The 18,398-nt window shown below is 73.9% G+C and carries 13 protein-coding genes; 10 read left to right on the forward strand and 3 right to left on the reverse strand.

What is annotated here, in order from left to right; all coding sequences use genetic code 11:
- Positions 1 to 250: 250 nt before the first annotated feature.
- The 5 genes from OG422_RS21090 to nudC all read left to right on the forward strand — a co-directional run bounded on the left by OG422_RS21090 (position 251) and on the right by nudC (position 10,991).
- A complete protein-coding gene (locus OG422_RS21090) occupies positions 251 to 910 on the forward strand; it encodes an MGMT family protein (protein ID WP_405744356.1) in 660 nt (219 codons plus the stop codon).
- A 302-nt stretch (positions 911 to 1,212) separates the two neighbouring features.
- A complete protein-coding gene (locus OG422_RS21095; protein WP_405744359.1) occupies positions 1,213 to 4,587 on the forward strand; it encodes an ATP-dependent helicase in 3,375 nt (1,124 codons plus the stop codon).
- Positions 4,588 to 4,773: 186 nt separating this feature from the next.
- A complete protein-coding gene (locus OG422_RS21100; RefSeq protein ID WP_405744362.1) occupies positions 4,774 to 8,577 on the forward strand; it encodes a UvrD-helicase domain-containing protein in 3,804 nt (1,267 codons plus the stop codon).
- Positions 8,578 to 8,587: 10 nt separating this feature from the next.
- On the forward strand, positions 8,588 to 9,988 hold the full coding sequence (locus tag OG422_RS21105) for a dipeptidase (protein ID WP_405744365.1): 1,401 nt from the start codon (positions 8,588 to 8,590) through the stop codon (positions 9,986 to 9,988).
- A gap of 67 nt (positions 9,989 to 10,055) precedes the next feature.
- Complete coding sequence (nudC, locus tag OG422_RS21110; protein WP_143944854.1) at positions 10,056 to 10,991, forward strand: NAD(+) diphosphatase; 936 nt, start codon at positions 10,056 to 10,058, stop codon at positions 10,989 to 10,991.
- A 174-nt stretch (positions 10,992 to 11,165) separates the two neighbouring features.
- On the opposite strand, the gene OG422_RS21115 is transcribed toward nudC, so the two are convergent.
- Complete coding sequence (locus tag OG422_RS21115; RefSeq protein ID WP_143944853.1) at positions 11,166 to 11,423, reverse strand: glutaredoxin domain-containing protein; 258 nt, start codon at positions 11,421 to 11,423, stop codon at positions 11,166 to 11,168.
- Positions 11,424 to 11,854: 431 nt separating this feature from the next.
- Between OG422_RS21115 and OG422_RS21120 the strand changes: the two genes are divergently transcribed.
- From OG422_RS21120 to OG422_RS21140, 5 genes are all read left to right on the forward strand, one after another.
- Positions 11,855 to 14,104 (forward strand): ATP-dependent DNA helicase UvrD2, encoded by a 2,250-nt coding sequence (locus OG422_RS21120; protein WP_405744369.1) that lies wholly within the window; start codon positions 11,855 to 11,857, stop codon positions 14,102 to 14,104.
- A 142-nt stretch (positions 14,105 to 14,246) separates the two neighbouring features.
- Positions 14,247 to 14,570 (forward strand): hypothetical protein, encoded by a 324-nt coding sequence (locus OG422_RS21125; protein ID WP_143943843.1) that lies wholly within the window; start codon positions 14,247 to 14,249, stop codon positions 14,568 to 14,570.
- 116 nt (positions 14,571 to 14,686) lie between these two features.
- Positions 14,687 to 15,040 (forward strand): WhiB family transcriptional regulator, encoded by a 354-nt coding sequence (locus OG422_RS21130; protein ID WP_030280963.1) that lies wholly within the window; start codon positions 14,687 to 14,689, stop codon positions 15,038 to 15,040.
- Positions 15,037 to 15,354 (forward strand): hypothetical protein, encoded by a 318-nt coding sequence (locus OG422_RS21135; RefSeq protein ID WP_405744372.1) that lies wholly within the window; start codon positions 15,037 to 15,039, stop codon positions 15,352 to 15,354. Before OG422_RS21130 ends, OG422_RS21135 begins: the two co-directional genes overlap by 4 nt.
- Positions 15,355 to 15,576: 222 nt before the next feature.
- Positions 15,577 to 15,789, forward strand: coding sequence for a hypothetical protein (locus OG422_RS21140; protein WP_405747936.1), 213 nt, complete (start codon positions 15,577 to 15,579; stop codon positions 15,787 to 15,789).
- Between the two features lie 35 nt (positions 15,790 to 15,824).
- On the opposite strand, the gene OG422_RS21145 is transcribed toward OG422_RS21140, so the two are convergent.
- Both OG422_RS21145 and OG422_RS21150 read right to left on the reverse strand, forming a co-directional pair.
- A complete protein-coding gene (locus tag OG422_RS21145; protein ID WP_405744375.1) occupies positions 15,825 to 17,225 on the reverse strand; it encodes an ABC1 kinase family protein in 1,401 nt (466 codons plus the stop codon).
- 34 nt (positions 17,226 to 17,259) lie between these two features.
- Positions 17,260 to 18,396 (reverse strand): ThiF family adenylyltransferase, encoded by a 1,137-nt coding sequence (locus tag OG422_RS21150; protein ID WP_143943840.1) that lies wholly within the window; start codon positions 18,394 to 18,396, stop codon positions 17,260 to 17,262.
- Positions 18,397 to 18,398 lie beyond the last annotated feature (2 nt).

Raw genomic sequence — 18,398 nt, forward strand, 5'->3', positions numbered from 1 at the left:
CGGACGTCGCTTTTCGCTCACGTCTCACCAGTCACCGCCCGCAAGATGGTGGCACGGCCGTGCGGGGGGCGGGGGGATCAGGGTGCTTTTCGAGGGCGCGGGAAGCGGAAGCCGGGCCCCCGCTACCGGCCCGGCGCCCGCCACGGCACCCGCTTCGAGCCTCCCGCATCCCGGGCCCCCGCGCGCGCCGCGCACGGCCCCGGCCTCGCGCCCCGCGCCGTTGTCGGTGGGGTACGGCAGGATGGACCGAATGAGTGGCCACCGCGACGGCACCGCACCTGACCCCTCCCGGGGCGACGGCCCGCCCCCGGAGGGCGCCCGGCCCGCACCCGAGCTGCCCGACTACGCCGAACGCGTCCTCGGCGTCGCCGAACGGATCCCGCCCGGCCACGTCCTGACCTACGGTGACATCGCTGCCCGCCTCGCCGCCGAGGACCGCGACGGCCGCGGCTCCGGCGGCCCCCGCCAGGTCGGCCGCGCCATGGCCCTCTATGGCGGCGCGGTCCCCTGGTGGCGCGTGGTCCGCGCGGACGGCGCCCCGCTGCCCGGCAGCGAACACCGCGCCCTCGCCCACTACCGCGCCGAAGGCACCCCGCTGCGCACCGCCGCCGACGGCTCCGCCACCCGCCTCGACATGCGCCGCGCCCGCTGGGACGGCCCCCTCGATCCCGCCGACGACTGTGAGGTTTCCGACACCGGCCCCGGCGCCCGCCACGTCGTCGACCTCACCCACCTCCCGGGCCTCCCGGAGGGCGCCGTCCCCACGGGACCCGCCGCCCCCGGAGGCGGCGACGGCACCCCGGCCGAGGAACGCGCCGCAGGTCGCAGCCGCGACGGCGGCAGCGCGGCCCCCGACGGCCCGGCCGCGCGGGCCCGGCGCCGTGGCCGCGGCGGGACGGCGCGTTCCTGAGCCCACGCGCCCCCGCCGCCCCGGGACGCCCTGTGGACGGCCGCCGCCCCGCCCGCCACCTGGCGTAGCGTCGAGGTCCAACGCCGACCCGGACGGCCCGGACCGGCCGGACGCCGACGGCAGGACGGCGCCCCGCCCACCGTGGCCCCGCACCGTCCGCCCCGTCACGACCCGTACCTCCACCAGAACCGGCGATCCACGTGAGCTCCTCCTTCTCCGACACACCGCGACGCCCGCGCCCCCGCGCGTCGCGGCGGGACGCCCCCGGCCCGTACCGCCTGGTGCGGACCGACGTGGGGCCCATGGAGCCTCCTGCCTTGGACGCGGCGCAGCGCGCGGTGGTTCAGCACCGCGACGGACCGCTCCTCGTCCTCGCCGGGCCCGGCACCGGCAAGACCACCACCCTCGTCGAGTCCGTCGCCGCCCGCGTACGCCGCGGCACCGACCCCGAGCGGATCCTCGTCCTCACCTTCAGCCGCAAGGCCGCCGTCGCCCTCCGCGACCGCCTCGCCGCCCGCCTCGGCACCACCGCCCTCCCGCAGGCCACCACCTTCCACTCCTTCTGCTACGCCCTGGTCCGCGCCCACCAGGACGCCGACCTCTTCGCCGACCCGCTCCGGCTGCTCTCCGGCCCCGAACAGGACCTCGTCGTCCGCGAACTCCTCGCCGGACAGGCCGACCTGGCCGCCGCCGGACGCGCCCGCGTCACCTGGCCCGACGAACTCCGCGCCTGCCTGACCACCCGCGGCTTCGCCGACGAGGTCCGCGCCGTCCTCGCCCGCAGCCGCGAACTGGGCCTGGGCCCCGACGCCCTCGCCGCCTTCGCCCGCCGCACCGGCCGCCCCGACTGGGGTGCCGCCGCCGCCTTCCTCGCCGAATACCTCGACGTCCTCGACGCCCAGGGCGTCCTCGACTACGCCGAACTCGTCCACCGCGCCGTCCTCCTCGCCGAGGACGCGGCCACCGGCGCCGCCGCCCGCCTCACCGCCGCCTACGACGCCGTTTACGTCGACGAGTACCAGGACACCGACCCCGCCCAACTCCGCCTGCTGCGGGCCCTCGCCGGGCCCGGCACCACCCGCGGCGCACCCGGCACCCCCGGCCGCACCCTCCTCGCCTTCGGCGACCCCGACCAGTCGATCTACGCCTTCCGCGGCTCCGACGTGAACGGCATCCTCGACTTCCCCACCGCCTTCCCCCGCGGCGACGGCACCCCCGCACCCGTCGCGGTGCTCACCACCGCCCGCCGCCCCCGCGCCGCCCTCCTGGCCGCCACCCGCCAACTGGCCCGCCGGATGCCGCTCACCCGGCTGCCCGCCGCCACCGTCCACGCCCACCGCGATGCGGCCGCCGTCCGCAACGGCGGCCGCATCGACGTCCTCACCTACCCGACGCCCGGCGCCGAACTCGACAACATCGCCGACCTCCTGCGCCGCGCCCACCTGGAGGACGGCGTGCCCTGGCACGAGATGGCGGTCCTCGTCCGCGCCGGGGCCCGCTCCCTGCCCGGTGTCCGCCGGGCGCTCACGTCGGCGGGGGTGCCGCTCGACATCGATGGCGACGATCTTCCCCTTCGCGATGAGCCCGCGGTGGCGCCGCTGCTCACGGCGTTGCGGGTGGCTGCGCGGGCGGCATTGGGGCGTGGCGGGGGTGCTGCGGATGGGGCTGGGGGCGCGCCCGTACCGGACGGCCCGGGGGCCGAGCCCGTGCCCGCGCCCGTACCGGACGGCCCGGGGGGCGCCGCCGTACCCGGCGCCCCGGTGGCCGACCCCGCCCCCGCGACATCCGTCGCCCCCGCCCACCTCACCCCCGAGACCGCCCTCGACCTGCTCACCTCGCCGCTCGGCGGGATGGACGCCGCCGACCTGCGGCGGCTGGGGCGGGCCCTGCGGGAGGAGGAGCGGGCCGCGGGCACCGCGCTGCCCCGGCCCTCCGACGAACTGCTCGCCCGGGCGCTCGCCGCACCCGAACGCCTCATCGCCCACGACCCCGCCTACGCCCGCGGCGCCCAGCGCCTGGGCCTCCTCCTGCGGACCGCCGAGGACCTCCTCGCCACCGGCGGCACCGCCGAAGCCGCCCTCTGGGAACTGTGGAACGGCACCCCCTGGCCGCAGCGCCTGGAACGCGCCGCCCACCGCGGCGCCGCCGCCGGGCGCAACGCCGACCGCGACCTCGACGCCGTCGTCGCCCTCTTCGAAACCGCCGCCCGCGCCGAGGAACGCACCGGCGGCCGCGGCGCCCTCAACTTCCTCGAAGAGCTCGACGCCCAGGACATCGCCGCCGACACCCTCACCCGCCGCGTCCCCACCCACGACGCCGTACGCCTGATGACCGCCCACCGCGCCAAGGGCCTCGAATGGCGCCTCGTCGTCGTCGCCGGGGTCCAGGAAGGGCTCTGGCCCGACCTGCGCCGCCGCGGCTCCCTCCTCGAAGCCGACCGCATCGGCCGCGACGGCCTCGCCGAACCCCTCACCCCCGGCGCCCTCCTCGCCGAGGAGCGCCGCCTCTTCTACGTCGCCGCCACCCGCGCCCGCGACCGCCTCGTCGTCACCGCCGTGAAAGCCGCCGCCGACGACGGCGACCAGCCCTCCCGCTTCCTGACCGAACTCGGCGTCACCCCCCAGGACGTCACCGCCCGCCCCCGGCGCCCCCTGGCCGTCGCCGCCCTCGTCGCCGAACTCCGCGCCACCACCGTCGACCCCGCCGCCACCCCCGCCCTCCGCGACGCCGCCGCCCACCGCCTCGCCCGCCTCGCCGCCCTCCGCGACGACGACGGCCGCCCCCTCGTCCCCGCCGCCCACCCCGACCACTGGTGGGGCCTGGCCGAACCCACCCACAACACCACCCCCCTCCGCGACCGCGACCACCCCGTCGTCCTCTCCGGCAGCGCCCTCGACCAGCTCGCCCGCACCTGCTCCCTCCAGTGGTTCCTCGGCCGCGAGGTCAAGGCCGACGCCCCCGCCACCGCCGCCCAGGGCTTCGGCAACGTCGTCCACGTCCTCGCCGACGAGGTCGCCTCCGGCCGCACCCCCGCCGACCTTGCCGTCCTCATGGCACGCCTCGACTCCGTCTGGGACGCCCTCGCCTTCGACGCCCCCTGGAAATCCCGCCAGGAGAAGGAGAATGCCCGCGACGCCCTGGAACGCTTCCTGCGCTGGCACACCGACGAACGCGACATCCGCGGCAGCACCACCGCCGCCTCCGAGCACGACTTCGACGTCACCCTCGACGCGGGGCCGCACCAGATCCGCATCCGCGGCACCATGGACCGCGTCCAGCGCGACGACCAGGGCCGCGCCTACGTCGTCGACTTCAAGACCGGCAAGCAGAAGCCCACCGGGCCCGACGTGGAACACCACCCCCAGCTCGCCGTCTACCAGCTCGCTGTCCGCCAGGGCGCCCTCGACGACGCCTTCGACGGGCGGACCCCCGACACCGCCGGTGCCCAGCTGGTCCACCTCCGCCTCGGCGCCCCCCGCAAGGAGGGCGGCGACGCCCTGCCCGCCGTCCAGACCCAGCCCCCCCCGGACGACACCTGGATCGGCGGCCTCCTCGCTGAAGCGGCGGGGCGCGTTCTCGACGAACGGTTCACGCCGACCACCGGGACCCACTGCACCCACTGCGCCTTCCGCGCCTCCTGTAGCGCGCAGCCGGAGGGGCGCCAGATCATCGAGTGACGGCCCGGGGCGGTCGGGTGCGTTCAGGTGCGTTCGGTGTCGGCACCTGCGGCTCCCGACGTCCGGCACTTCGGGGCCCGGCGCCCTCGGAACCCGGGCCTTACGGGTACCCCACCCGCCCCGGATTGACGTATCCGCAGGTGAGAGCCGCTATCGCGCCCTGCGCGACGCCCGCCGGGACGGGAAATGTCAGTCCCGCCCGTTACCGTTTTCGATGTGCCCGCGCCACTGACCGACCCCGAGCAGCTCAAAGAACTCCTCGGCATCCCCTTCACCCCGGAGCAGACGGCCTGCATCACCGCGCCGCCCGCCCCGCAGGTCATCGTGGCCGGAGCCGGATCCGGCAAGACCACCGTCATGGCCGCCCGCGTCGTCTGGCTCGTCGGCACCGGCCAGGTCGCCCCCGAACAGGTCCTCGGCCTCACCTTCACCAACAAAGCCGCAGGCGAACTCGCCGACCGCGTCCGCACCGCCCTGCACGCCGCCGGAGTCACCACCCCCGCCGACGACCCCACCACCCCCGACGCCCACCCCGGCGAACCCCGCATCTCCACCTACCACGCCTTCGCCGGCACCCTCCTCAAGGACCACGGCCTGCGCATCGGCATCGAGCCCGGCGCCCACCTCCTCGCCGACGCCACCCGCTTCCAGCTCGCCGCCCGCGTCCTGCGCGCCGCCCAAGGCCCGTTCCCCGCCCTCACCACCTCTCTCCCCACCCTCGTCGACGACCTCCTCGCCCTCGACGCCGAGCTCGCCGAACACCTCGTCCCCCCCGCCCGCCTCCAGGCGTACGACACCGAGCTGCTCACCACCCTCGAAGACCGCCCGCTGACAAACGCCGACCTGCGGAAAGTCCCCGAAACCGCCCGCGCCCGCCGTGAACTGACCACCCTCGTCACCGCCTACCGCGACGCCAAACGCCGCCGCGACCTCCTCGACTTCGGCGACCAGATCGCCCTCTCCGCCACCCTCGCCACCACCCGCCCCGACGTCGGCGCCCTCCTCCGCGACGCCTTCCGCGTCGTCCTCCTCGACGAGTACCAGGACACCTCCGTCGCCCAGCGCCTCCTCCTCTCCGGCCTCTTCGGCGCCGGATCCGGCCCGGACGGGGGATGCGGCACCGGCCACGCCGTCACCGCCGTCGGCGACCCCTGCCAGGCCATCTACGGCTGGCGCGGCGCCTCCGTCGCCAACCTCGACGACTTCCCCGCACACTTCCCGTTCCCCGACGGCACCCCCGCCCGCCGCTACGCCCTCAGCGAGAACCGCCGCAGCGGCGGCCGCCTCCTCGACCTCGCCAACACCCTCGCCGCCCCCCTCCGCGCCCGCCACACCGGCGTCGAAGCCCTCCGCCCCGCCCCCGGCGCCGAACACGAGGGCACCGTCCGCTGCGCCCTCCTGCCCACCCACGCCGAAGAGCTGACCTGGCTCGCCGACCACCTCGCCCACCTCGTGCGCACCGGCACCCCACCCGGCGAGATCGCCATCCTGTGCCGCACCGCCACCGACTTCGCCCGCATCCAGGGCGAACTGGTCGACCGCGACCTCCCCGTCGAGGTCGTCGGCCTTTCCGGACTCCTCCACCTCCCCGAGATCGCCGACCTCGTCGCCGTCTGCGAGGTCCTCCAGGACCCCACCGCCAACGCCGCCCTCGTCCGCCTCCTCATCGGCCCCCGCTGGCGCATCGGCCCCCGCGACCTCGCCCTCCTCGGCCGCCGCGCCCGCACCCTCGTCCACCACACCGGCCCCGCCGACGACCCCGCCCGCCGCCTCGCCGAAGCCGTCGAAGGCACCGACCCGGCCGAAACGCTCTCCCTCGCCGACGCCCTCGACACCTTCCTCGAAGGCGACGGCCCCGACGACGGCCTCCCCTTCTCACCCGAGGCCCGCGTCCGCTTCGCCTACCTCGCCACCGAACTCCGCGACCTGCGCCGCTGCGTCGGCGACCCCCTCATGGACGTCCTCCACCGCGTCCTCTCCACCACCGGCCTCGACATCGAACTGGCCGCCTCCCCGCACGCCCTCGCCGCCCGCCGCCGCGAAACCCTCACCACCTTCCTCGACACCGCCGCCGGGTTCGCCGCCAAACAGGGTGGCGCCGCCCTCGACGGCGACGCCACCCTCGCCGCCTTCCTCGGCTTCCTCCGCACCGCCGCCCGCCACGAAAAGGGCCTCGACAGTTCCCTGCCCGGCGGCGACAACACCATCAAGATCCTCACCGCCCACAAGTCCAAGGGCCTCGAATGGGACGTCGTCGCCGTCCCCGGCCTCGTCGCCAAGCAGTTCCCCAGCGAACAGCCCCGCGACTCCTGGACCACCCGCCCCAAGGTCCTCCCGCACACCCTGCGCGGCGACGCCGCCACCCTCCCCGACGTCGGCACCTTCGACGCCCGCGGCCTCAAGGCGTTCAAGGAGGCGATGAAGGACCACCAGTCCACCGAGGAACTCCGCCTCGGCTACGTCACCTTCACCCGCCCCCGCTCCCTCCTCCTCGGCTCCGGCCACTGGTGGGGCCCCCAGCAGAAGCGCCCCCGCGGCCCGTCCGCCTTCCTCGAAGCCCTCCGCACCCACTGCGAGGCCGGCCACGGCGAGATCGAGACCTGGACCGACGCCCCCGAGGACGGCGCCGAGAACCCCACCCTCACCGCAGAAGCCACCACCCACGACTGGCCCCTGCCCCTCGACCCCACCGCCACCACCCACCGCCGCACAGCCGCGGCCACGGTGCGGGCCCACCTCTCCCGCCTGCCGGAGGGGCCCGCCGCTCCCGGCGGTCAGGCCACGGACCCGCAGTGCGACAGTGGCCCCGCCCACGCTGCGACGCCCTACGACGAGCCGGGCCCCCACGATGAGCCCGACCCGTTCGACGCACCCGATCCCTACGGCGACCCCGACCCGTTCGACGTACCCGATCCGTACGAGGAGCCCGCCCCGTATGGCGACACCGATGCGTACGGCGACACCGAGCCGTACGAAACCACGTCCGTCCGCCCCGATGGCGAGGACGGACCCGGCCACGGCCCGGCGGATGGCCCTGCCCACACCTCAGCCCGCCCCGACGCCGACGACACCGACCTCTTCGCGGGCGAGGCGGACCCCCTCCCGGCCCGTACCCCGCAGCACCCCGCCGTCCCCGGGCCCCGCCACCCCGCAGCCGACGCCCCGCACGCCGCCCCCACCGGCCACGACGACACCGCAGGCCACAGCGGCACCGATCACGACGGCACCAGCCACGCCCCCGCCGGCCACGACACCCCCCTCCTCCCCGAAGACCGCCGTACCCTCGCCTCCTGGGACCGTGACCTCGACGCCCTCACCGCCGAACTCCGCCGCGCCCGCGCCACCGTCCGCGACGTGCCCCTCCCGCACGCCCTCAGCGCCACCCAGCTGATGCGCCTCGCCGCCGACCCCGACGCCTTCGCCCGCGAACTCGCCCGCCCCATGCCCCGCCCGCCGCAGCCCGCCGCCCGCCGCGGCACCCGCTTCCACGCCTGGGTCGCCTCCCGCCACGAAGACCTCACCCTCCCCCTCCACGACCCCGACGACCTCCCCGGCGCCGACCCCGACGCCCACCCCGACATCGCCGACGAAAGCGACCTCGAAGCCCTCAAGGAAGCCTTCGCCCGCACCCCCTACGCCCACCGCGCCCCGTACCGCGTCGAAGCCCCGTTCCGTATGACCCTCGCCGGACGCGTCATCAGCGGCCGCATCGACGCCGTCTACACCCACCCCGGCCCCGACGGCGGCGACCACTTCGAGATCATCGACTGGAAAACCGGCCACACCCAGGACGCCGACCCCCTCCAACTCGCCCTCTACCGCCTCGCCTGGGCCGAACGCCACCACCTGCCCCCCACCGCCGTCGACGCCGCCTTCCTCCACGTCCGCACCGGCACCCTCATCCGCCCCGCCCACCTCCCCGGACGCCCCGAACTCGAACGCATCCTCCGCGGCGAGACCGCCGACCGCCCTCACCCGGAAGGCCGATAGGCTCGGACCCATGAGCACCACCCCGGACAGCGCCGTCCACGCGTACCTCACGGCCCACCGCGAGACCTTCCTCGCCGACCTCGCCGACTGGCTGCGCATCCCCTCCGTGTCGGCCGACCCCGGCCACACCCCCGACGTGCGCCGCAGTGCCGAATGGCTCGCCGCCAAGCTCACCGCCACCGGCTTCCCCACCGCCGAGATCTGGGAGACCGACGGCCACCCCGCCGTCTACGCCCACTGGCCCAGCGACGACCCCGACGCCCCCACCGTCCTCGTCTACGGCCACCACGACGTCCAGCCCGCCACCCGCGACGACGGCTGGCACACCGACCCCTTCGCACCGCACACCGCCGACGGCAAGCTCTACGCCCGCGGCGCCGCCGACGACAAGGGCCAGGTCTTCTTCCACACCCTCGGCGTCCGCGCCCACCTCGCCGCCACCGGCCGCACCACCCCCGCCGTCCACCTCAAACTCCTCATCGAAGGAGAAGAGGAATCCGGCTCCCCGCACTTCCCCGACCTCATCGCCCGCCACGCCGACCGCCTGGCCTGCGACGCCGTGATCGTCTCCGACACCGGCATGTGGTCCAAGGACACCCCCACCGTCTGCACCGGCATGCGCGGCCTCACCGACTGCCAGATCGACCTCCACGGCCCCGACCAGGACATCCACTCCGGCTCCTTCGGCGGCGCCGTCCCCAACCCCGCCACCGAAGCCGCCCGCCTCGCCGCCGCCCTCCATGACGCCGACCGCCGCGTCACCATCCCCGGCTTCTACGACGGCGTCACCCCCCTCACCGACCAGGAACGCGCCCTCTTCGCCGAGCTCCCCTTCGACGAAGCCGCCTGGCTGAGCACCGCCCACTCCCACGCCACCCTCGGCGAAGCCGGCCACACCACCCTGGAACGCATCTGGGCCCGCCCCACCGCCGAGGTCAACGGCATCTCCGCCGGCTACCAGGGCCCCGGCGGCAAAACCATCGTCCCGGCCACCGCCCAGCTGAAGCTCTCCTTCCGCCTCGTCGCGGGCCAGGACACCGACGCCGTCCAGCAGGCCGTACGCGACTGGATCGCCGCGAACCTCCCCGACGGCATCCGCCACACCCTCACCTTCTGGGGCGCCACCCGCCCCTGCCTCACCCCCCTCGACCACCCCGCGCTCCAGTCCGTCGTCCGCGCCATGGGCCGCGCGTTCGGCAAGAAGATCCGCTTCACCCGCGAAGGCGGCTCCGGACCCGCCGCCGACCTCCAGGACGTCCTCGGCGTACCCGTCCTCTTCCTCGGCATCTCCATCCCCTCCGACGGCTGGCACGCCCCCAACGAAAAGGTCGAACTCGACCTCCTCCTGAAGGGCGCCGAAACCACCGCACACCTCTGGGGCGACCTCGCGGAGAACTGGCACACCACCTGACCCGCCGGACCGCCCACCGCCCCACACGCAGCAACCACCCACGCCACAGGGGGAGTTGGAGACAGCAGTGACCACCTGGACCGACCACCGCGCAGACCGGCCGATCACCTTCAGCGCACCGAGCGGCATCGACCGCTCCGCACACCACCGCCTCGATGAGGCATGGCTCGCGGCGGCCTGGAGCCACCCCTCCACGCGCGTCTTCGTGGTCTCCGGCGGTCAGGCCCTCATCGACGACACCCCCGACGGCCGCACCGAACTCATCACGACACCCTCCTTCGAGGCGCCCCTGACCGAGGCCCACCGCTACTACCTCGGCACCGACGACGACGGCATCAGCTACTTCGCCCTCCAGAAGGACGCCCTACCCGGCCGCCTCGACCAGTCCGCCCGCGCCGCCGGACTCCGCGAAGCCGGTCTGCTCCTCTCCCCGCGCGACGCCGGACTCCTCGTCCACGCCGTCGCCCTGGAGAACTGGCAGCGCCTCCACCGCTTCTGCTCCCGCTGCGGCGAACGCACCGTCATCGCCGCCGCCGGGCACATCCGCCGCTGCCCCGCCTGCGGCGCCGAGCACTACCCCCGCACCGACCCCGCCGTCATCATGCTCGTCACCGACGACCAGGACCGTGCCCTCCTCGGCCGCCAGGTCCACTGGCCCGAAGGCCGCTTCTCCACCCTCGCCGGGTTCGTCGAACCGGGCGAATCCATCGAGCAGTCCGTGGCCCGCGAGGTCTTCGAGGAGGCCGGAGTGGTCGTCGGCGACGTCGAATACGTCGCCAGCCAGCCCTGGCCCTTCCCCTCCAGCCTGATGCTCGGCTTCATGGCCCGCGCCACCTCGTCCGACATACACGTCGACGGCGAGGAGATCGAGGAGGCCCGCTGGTTCTCCCGCGACGACCTCCGCGCCGCCTTCGAATCCGGCGAGGTCCTGCCCCCGTACGGCATCTCTATCGCCGCCCGCCTCATCGAATCCTGGTACGGCAAACCGCTGCCCAAGCCCTGACGGGCCGATGCACGGCGGCGCTTTCCCGGCTGAGGTGGAGGAGCGCCGCTGTGGTGTCCGTGCCTGCCTCCGCGCGTGTTCTCCTCCGTACGGTCGTTTCCGTGGACGGGCGCCCGGACACGACCGTGCCCTCCCCGGAGAACTCCGGAGAGGGCACGGACGGCGCACGGTGCCTCAGACGGCCAGCGCCTGCTTGACCTGATTGAGGCTCGGGTTCGTCATGACGATGTTCTCGCCGCCGGACGGGGGAACCACCAGCACGGTCGGCACCGTCTGGTTGCCGCCGTTCGCCTTCTCCACGAACGCCGCGGAGTCGGCGTCATGCTCGATGTTGATCTCGGTGTACGCGATGCCCTCGCGGTCCATCTGGCCCTTCAGCCGACGGCAGTAACCGCACCAGGTCGTGCTGTACATCGTCACAGTGCCCGCCATGCGTCCCGCGCTCCTTCGGTAAGACTCTCGAACAGAAGCCGCCGTACCGGCCCGGGCCAGTAGCCCGAGCCGTTTCCGACCGGGGCCTCAGGGGCCGGTCGGAGTGGCGACGCCATGGAAGAACGCAGCGGGGGGCTGGAGCATTCCCGGGGGGCCTCCCCGCCCCCCTCCCCCCCCCGCCCCGGGGGCCCCGCCCCCACCCCACCCCTCCTCCACCGCCCCCGTGATCCATCCCAGCAGCCTCTGCGCCCGTCCGGCAGCGTCTGGCCGCTCTGGCTCCAAGCGTCCGGCTGCTGTAGTACCCCCACTCCAGCAGATTTCGGCTCGGAGCGTCGTCGGCTGTCCACAGCGGGCTCTTGCGGTATTACCGGTGCCGGGTCCCCTGTGGACAGTTTTGGGGGGTTCGGTGACGGACCTGGCAGCATGGCGGGGTGACTGCAGCATCGGATTCCTCTCTTTTCCCGCAGGTCCCGGATTCGGCCGATGCGGTGCTCGACGGGCTCGACCCGGAGCAGCGCGAGGTGGCGACGGCGCTGCGTGGTCCGGTGTGTGTGCTGGCGGGTGCGGGCACGGGCAAGACCCGGGCGATCACGCATCGGATCGCGTACGGCGTGCGGTTGGGGGTGGTGCAGCCGGCGAGTGTGCTGGCGGTGACGTTCACGGCGCGGGCGGCGGGGGAGATGCGGGGCCGGTTGCGGCAGCTCGGCGTGGGTGGGGTGCAGGCGCGGACGTTCCATTCGGCGGCGTTGCGGCAGTTGCAGTTCTTCTGGCCGAAGGCGGTGGGCGGGGAGGTCCCGCGGCTGCTGGAGCGGAAGGTGCAGGTGGTCGCGGAGGCGGCGGCGCGGTGCCGGGTGCGGTTGGACCGCGCGGAGCTGCGGGAGGTGACGGGGGAGATCGAGTGGTCGAAGGTGACGCAGACGGTTCCGGCGGATTATCCGGCGGCGCTGGTGAAGGCGGGCCGCGCGGCGCCTCGTGATGCGGCCGAGGTCGGGCAGATCTACACGATGTACGAGCAGCTGAAGCGGGAGCGCGGCGTCATCGATTTCGAGGACGTGCTGCTGCTGACGGTGGGGGTGCTGCAGGACCGGCATGACATCGCGGAGCAGGTCAGGGCGCAGTATCAGCATTTCGTCGTCGACGAGTACCAGGACGTCAGCCCGTTGCAGCAGCGCCTTTTGGAGCTGTGGCTGGGGGAGCGGGACTCGCTGTGCGTGGTGGGCGACCCGGGGCAGACGATCTACAGCTTCACCGGCGCGACCCCCGATCATCTGCTGAATTTCCGGACGCGTCATCCGGGGGCGACGGTGGTGAAGCTGGTGCGGGATTACCGTTCGACGCCGCAGGTGGTGCATCTCGCGAACGGTGTGCTGGCGCAGGCGAGCGGGCGGGCGGCGGAGCAGCGTCTGGAGCTGGTGTCGCAGCGTGCGCCGGGCCCGGAGCCGGTGTTCGTCGAGTACACCGATGAGCCGGCGGAGGCGGAGGGCGTGGCCCGGCGGGTCCGGGAGCTGATCGCGTCGGGGGTGTCGGCGGGTGAGATAGCGGTGTTGTTCCGCATCAACGCGCAGTCCGAGGTGTACGAGCAGGCGCTGGCGGATGCGGGCGTGCCGTATCTGCTGCGGGGCGCGGAGCGGTTCTTCGAGCGACCGGAGGTGCGGGAGGCGGGCGTGGCGTTGCGCAGCGCCGCGCGCTTCGGGGGGAATGACGCGCTGCTGGACGATGCGGTGGATATGCCGTCGCAGGTGCGGGCGGTGCTGAGCACGAAGGGCTGGACGGGGCAGCCACCGGCGGGTTCGGGCGCAGTGCGGGACCGGTGGGAGTCGTTGGCGGCGTTGATGCGGCTGGCGGAGGATTTCGCGCGGGCGCGCCCGGAGGCGTCGTTGGCGGATCTGGTGGCGGAGCTGGACGAGCGGGCGCGGGCGCAGCACGCGCCGACGGTCGAGGGCGTGACGTTGGCGTCGCTGCATGCCGCGAAGGGCCTGGAGTGGGACGCGGTGTTCCTGGTGGGGCTGACCGACGGCATGATGCCGATCTCGCATGCGACGTCCGACGCGGAGATCGAGGAGGAGCGGCGGCTGCTGTATGTGGGGGTGACACGGGCGCGGGAGCATCTGGCGCTGTCGTGGTCGCTGGCGCGTTCGCCGGGGGGCCGGGCGTCGCGTCGTCCCAGCCGGTTCCTGAACGGTCTGCGGCCCGGCGGCGGTGGCGCGCCGCGCCGCGCTGGGGGTGCGGCCGTGGGCGGTGTGGAGCGCGGCGCGGGCGGGGTGTCCGGTGGTTTCCGGCGCCGGGACCGTAAGCCGGCCCGGTGCCGGGTGTGCGGGCGGACGCTGACGGACGCGGGCGAGATGAAGCTGATGCGGTGCGAGGGCTGCCCGTCGGAGCTGGACGAGGGGCTGTACGAGCGGCTGCGTGACTGGCGGGCGGAGCAGGCGGAGCGACTGTCGCAACCGACATTTTGCGTGTTCACCGACAAGACGTTGATGGCGATCGCGGAGGCGGTGCCGGGGTCGGCGGGGGAGCTGGCGCAGATCTCCGGTGTGGGACGGCGGAAGCTGGACCGTTTCGGGGCGGACGTGCTGGCGCTCTGCGCAGGTGAGGAGCTCGGCGACGGTGTGGTGGAGGGCCTTGGGGAAGGCGGCGACGAGGGCGGTGGGGTAGCCGCGGAAAACTCGTCGGAAAAATAGTTTGCGCGCGCGGACGGCATCCCCATAGCCTTCGGAAGCACGGTGATGACGGGCTTCCGGGTCCGGAAGTATCCGTGTTGTACTTGAACATGTTTGGAACGGGATTCCCGGTCCACCGAGACGCCGAGAGGAGGCGAGCCCAATGATCAGCTTCATCGAGATGAACAAAATGACCGATCGTTCGGTCGTCGCCACCTGCTCTCTCGGCTCCTCGCTCCTGGGTACCGGTATGTCCGACTTCGGTCGCCTCTCCGGTGTCGAGGTCAAGCGTCCCGAGGCCCTCCTGTCCCTCGTGGCGGAGGAGCGCAGTGCGCGACCGGCGCAGGCACCTGCGGTAGCGGCAGTGGCGGCAGTGGCGAATGCCTTTGTCTCCGCGGCAGCCAATGGTGCCGGATCCCAGCAGCAGTACCGCCAGCATGAAACGTGGGCCTACCGCGGCCTTGAACCCTGGAGAGATCCAGCCTGATCGGCATGATCAGGTCGGCGCCTTCCAGGGCCGCGGAACCCCCACCGGGATCCGCGGCCCTTTTGTTTGCCCAGCGCCCGGCCACCGCCGGGCCACACAGACGAGGAACACACACCGTGCAACTGCAGACGCACACCCCGTCCGTAGCGACCGACCTGATCCCTCCGCCCGATCCCCAGGAGAACTCCTTGCTGCCCCTCACCGAGCTGGACAACGAAATCGACCGTCTCGGCGCCGCCGTGCCGTGCCGGACCTACGACCCCGAGGTCTTCTTCGCCGAGTCCCCGGCGGACGTCGAGTACGCCAAGTCGCTGTGCCGTACCTGCCCCGTACGCGAGGCGTGTCTGGCGGGTGCCAAGGACCGCCGTGAGCCGTGGGGTGTCTGGGGCGGTGAGCTGTTCGTCCAGGGTGTCGTCGTGGCGCGGAAGCGACCGCGGGGCCGTCCGCGCAAGAACCCGGTCGCGGCATGAACACCCGCGGCACAGGAACGATCGACCGTCCCGGTACGCGGGACCCCCGGAAGCAGGACCCAGCGATGAACCCCACCGTCACCGAAATGCCCGCACCCGTGAACTCCGGTGCGATCGAGTCGCGTCAGAACAGGAACCTCGAGATGCAACTCATCCCAGAAGCCCTGGCGCGTGCCCATGTGCACGAACGCCTGCAACAAGCCGAGTCCGAACACAGGGGCCACCGGCTCGCCGCCGCGCGGCGTATGCAGCGGCGTGCGGAACGCGCGTCGCTCCGCGCCCGCCGCGCCCTGGCCATGGCCGTGACGCAGTGACGCGGTAGCAGAATCACGAGGGCGTGTCCGCGGAGTCCCTGGCCGGTTGGCCACGGCGGAGGCGATGCGGCGGGCACGCTCCGTGTGTTGTGGGCCCGGGGCCCGTCCGGCTGGGCGGGCCCCGGGCGCGTGTCTCCGTCGTGGCGGGGCCTGCGGGGATATCGTCGTACGGTGGACCGCACGACGCACGGCACGGCGCAGCAGCCGACGGCCGAGACCGATATCGAAGCCGGGGACGGCCCGGGCACGAGCCCGGGCAGCCGGGACGGCGCTGCCCCCGGCGCCTCCTGCGCCCGCTGCGGCGCCGTCGCCGAGGGAAGCCCGCCGCTGTGGACCTGCTCGGTGGAGAACGGCGTCCGCCGCTACTTCTGCGACGGCTGTGCGCGGGAGAACCTCCGTGCCATCGAAGGGCGCCTGGACTCCGTCGACTGGTGACCTCCACCGTGCGGTGGTGCCGCGGCGCCCCGGTGTCAGCCGGTGGGTTCCTCCGCCGCCACGCGGCCTTCCAGCTCCGTCGTCTCCTCCTCGTCGGCGGGCTCGTCCAGGGGGACGAAGCCCGGTAGCCAGTCGATGAGTTCGTCGCGTAGCCGGACCTCCGCCCCCAGTTGGCACAGGACTCCGATGGTGCTCAGCGTCACCCGGTGTATCAGCAGGTAGGCCGGGGGGAGGTTGAGCTGCTTGCCCAGCTGGTGGGCGGGGGAGCGGGGGTCGCCGATGCGGGTGGCCTGACGCCGCATCCAATCCCGGGTGAAGGTGAACTCCTCGGCCTGCGCCGGTTCGATGATCGGCAGCAGGTACTCCAGTACCGCCTCCGGGTCCAGCTCGATGGACTCCTTCACGAACCCTTCGTCGCACAGCTGCTGGTAGACCGCCTCGGCCTGCCCATCCAGCGTCATCCGCAGCGCGGTGCCGATCGTCGGCGGAAGGCCCTCGGGCAGCCGGTCCACCGTCCCGAAGTCCAGGACGCCGAGTTGCCAGGCGCTCACCGGCCCGTCGTCGGCCAGCAGCCGGAAGTTGCCCGGATGCGGGTCGGCGTGCAGCAGTCCCGTACGTGCCGGGCCGGAGAACAGGAACCGGGCCAGCAACTGCCCCGCGCGGTTCCGCTGCTCCGGGGTGCCGTCGGCGATGACCTCCGCCAGCGGTATGCCGTCCAGCCACTCGGTGACCAGGATCTGATCGCTCTGGTGCACCACGGCGGGGACCCGGACGTCCCCGTCGCCGTCGAACTCCGCGGCGTGTGCCCGCTGCGCCTCGGCCTCCAGCGCGTAGTCCAGCTCCTCCGCCACCCGGTTCCGCAACTCGGTGATCAGCGGTTTGACGTCCATGCCGGGGATCAGCGGGCCCAGCAGGCGGGCGAAGCGGCTCAGTTGGGTGAGGTCCGACAGCAGTGCCTCACCGGCGCCCGGGTACTGCACCTTCACCGCGACGGGACGGCCGTCGTGCCACACCGCCCGGTGTACCTGGCCGATCGACGCGGCGGCCGACGGCCTGTCCGCGAACTCCTGGAACAGCTCCCGCCACTCCTCGCCCAGCCGTTCGGCGAGGACCGTGTGCACGGTGCTCGTCGGCATCGGCGGTGCCGCCTCCTGAAGCTTGGTCAGCGCCGCGCGGTAGGGGCCGGCCACCTCCTCCGGCAGCGCCGACTCGAAGACGGACAGCGCCTGCCCGAATTTCATCGCCCCGCCCTTCAACTCACCCAATACCTTGAAGAGCTGTTCGGCGGTGCGTTGCTGCAGTTCGCGGCCGACGATCTCGGCCGACCTGCCGCCGATCCGCTTGCCCAGGCCCCAGGTGGCGCGACCGGCGAACCCCAGGGGCAGCGCGGCCAGCTTGGCGGTGCGGGTGACCGCCTTGCGGGGAAGATCAGACATGCGCCCCTCCAACTCACACTGCCCCCAAGCGGGGTTACTCCGTCATTGTGGCGTGCCGCCGCTCCGGATCCGAGGCGCCGTCGGACGCCGCCGACCGCGCGGCACCACACCCGCACTCCGGGTGCGGCACGATCGATGAGGTGCGTATGCCCGCACCCGGCAGCGCGAACTCCAGCCGGGCGCCCGTGCACGGCGGCAACGTCCCGTCGAGGAACGTCAACGCCTGCGCCGCCGCCTGTCCCGCGACCGTCGTCGCCAGCGACGCATCACACGCCGGGACCGCGGGGGATCCCCGGCCCGACCGCCACTGTGCCAGCAGCCTCGGCCACGCCGGTTCCGCCTCCGTACGCCGCAGCTCATCGCAGCCGGCGCACGCGGAGAGGCCCGGCACCACCAGCGGCCCCACCACACCCGTCCCCTCCATCACGCCCGCGTACAGATGCGGGATACCGGCCGTCAACAGCGGCTCGGACAGCAGCGGATCGGGGGTGTACGCCCCCAGGTCATCCCGCGGGGTGAGGATTACCAGGGACAGACCCGGCTCGCCCGACTCGCTCACCGGGACCACCGGACGCGGGACACGTCCCCACGGCGATGCCTCCCGCACCAGCCGCCGCGCGGCCACGTCCCGCCGCTCACCGACCTGATCCGCGCGATACCCGCCGGGCAGTACGTCCCACGGCTCGACCTTCCCGCCGTCCAGCACCTCCACCCGGCCGATGCCCGACGCGGACAGCAACGCGGCGACGGCCGCCCCCACCCGGCCCGCGCCCCGCACCCGCGCGCGGACCGCCCGTCGCGCCCCTATACGTCCCCACGCGCCGGTGGCCTCCGGATACCGCACCGACAGCGACGCCAGGTCCGGCCGGAGCCGGGCACAGGCCGCGCCGTCCGCCCGGACCGCGTCGGCCCCGGGACCGCCCCCGGACGCCACCTCCAGCAGCCCCGCGGCGCCCAGCCGCTCCACCACACCCCGCGCACGGGCGGGCGACAGGTCCAGCGCATGGGCCTGGGCGATCAGCTCGTCCATGGTGCGGGTGCCGTCGATCATGTCGAGGAAGTAGCCCGTCGCGATGTCGACGGGACCCACCACCACCGCGTGCGCCGGTGCCACGCCGTACCGCACCGTCGCCCTGTCCAGCCAACCGCGCCGCAGCGCCGGTTTGATCATCG

This window comes from Streptomyces sp. NBC_01525 (assembly GCF_045040405.1).
In the GTDB taxonomy this organism is placed as follows: Bacteria; Actinomycetota; Actinomycetes; order Streptomycetales; family Streptomycetaceae; genus Streptomyces; species Streptomyces benahoarensis.

Bases quoted from the DNA above. Each gene is read 5' to 3' on its own strand.
- OG422_RS21090 (WP_405744356.1), top strand. From the start codon at position 251: ATGAGTGGCCACCGCGACGGCACCGCACCTGACCCCTCCCGGGGCGAC.
- OG422_RS21095 (WP_405744359.1), top strand. From the start codon at position 1,213: ATGGAGCCTCCTGCCTTGGACGCGGCGCAGCGCGCGGTGGTTCAGCAC.
- OG422_RS21100 (WP_405744362.1), top strand. From the start codon at position 4,774: ATGTCAGTCCCGCCCGTTACCGTTTTCGATGTGCCCGCGCCACTGACC.
- OG422_RS21105 (WP_405744365.1), top strand. From the start codon at position 8,588: ATGAGCACCACCCCGGACAGCGCCGTCCACGCGTACCTCACGGCCCAC.
- OG422_RS21115 (WP_143944853.1), bottom strand. From the start codon at position 11,423: ATGGCGGGCACTGTGACGATGTACAGCACGACCTGGTGCGGTTACTGC.
- OG422_RS21125 (WP_143943843.1), top strand. From the start codon at position 14,247: ATGATCAGCTTCATCGAGATGAACAAAATGACCGATCGTTCGGTCGTC.
- OG422_RS21135 (WP_405744372.1), top strand. From the start codon at position 15,037: ATGAACACCCGCGGCACAGGAACGATCGACCGTCCCGGTACGCGGGAC.
- OG422_RS21145 (WP_405744375.1), bottom strand. From the start codon at position 17,225: ATGTCTGATCTTCCCCGCAAGGCGGTCACCCGCACCGCCAAGCTGGCC.
- OG422_RS21150 (WP_143943840.1), bottom strand. From the start codon at position 18,396: ATGATCAAACCGGCGCTGCGGCGCGGTTGGCTGGACAGGGCGACGGTG.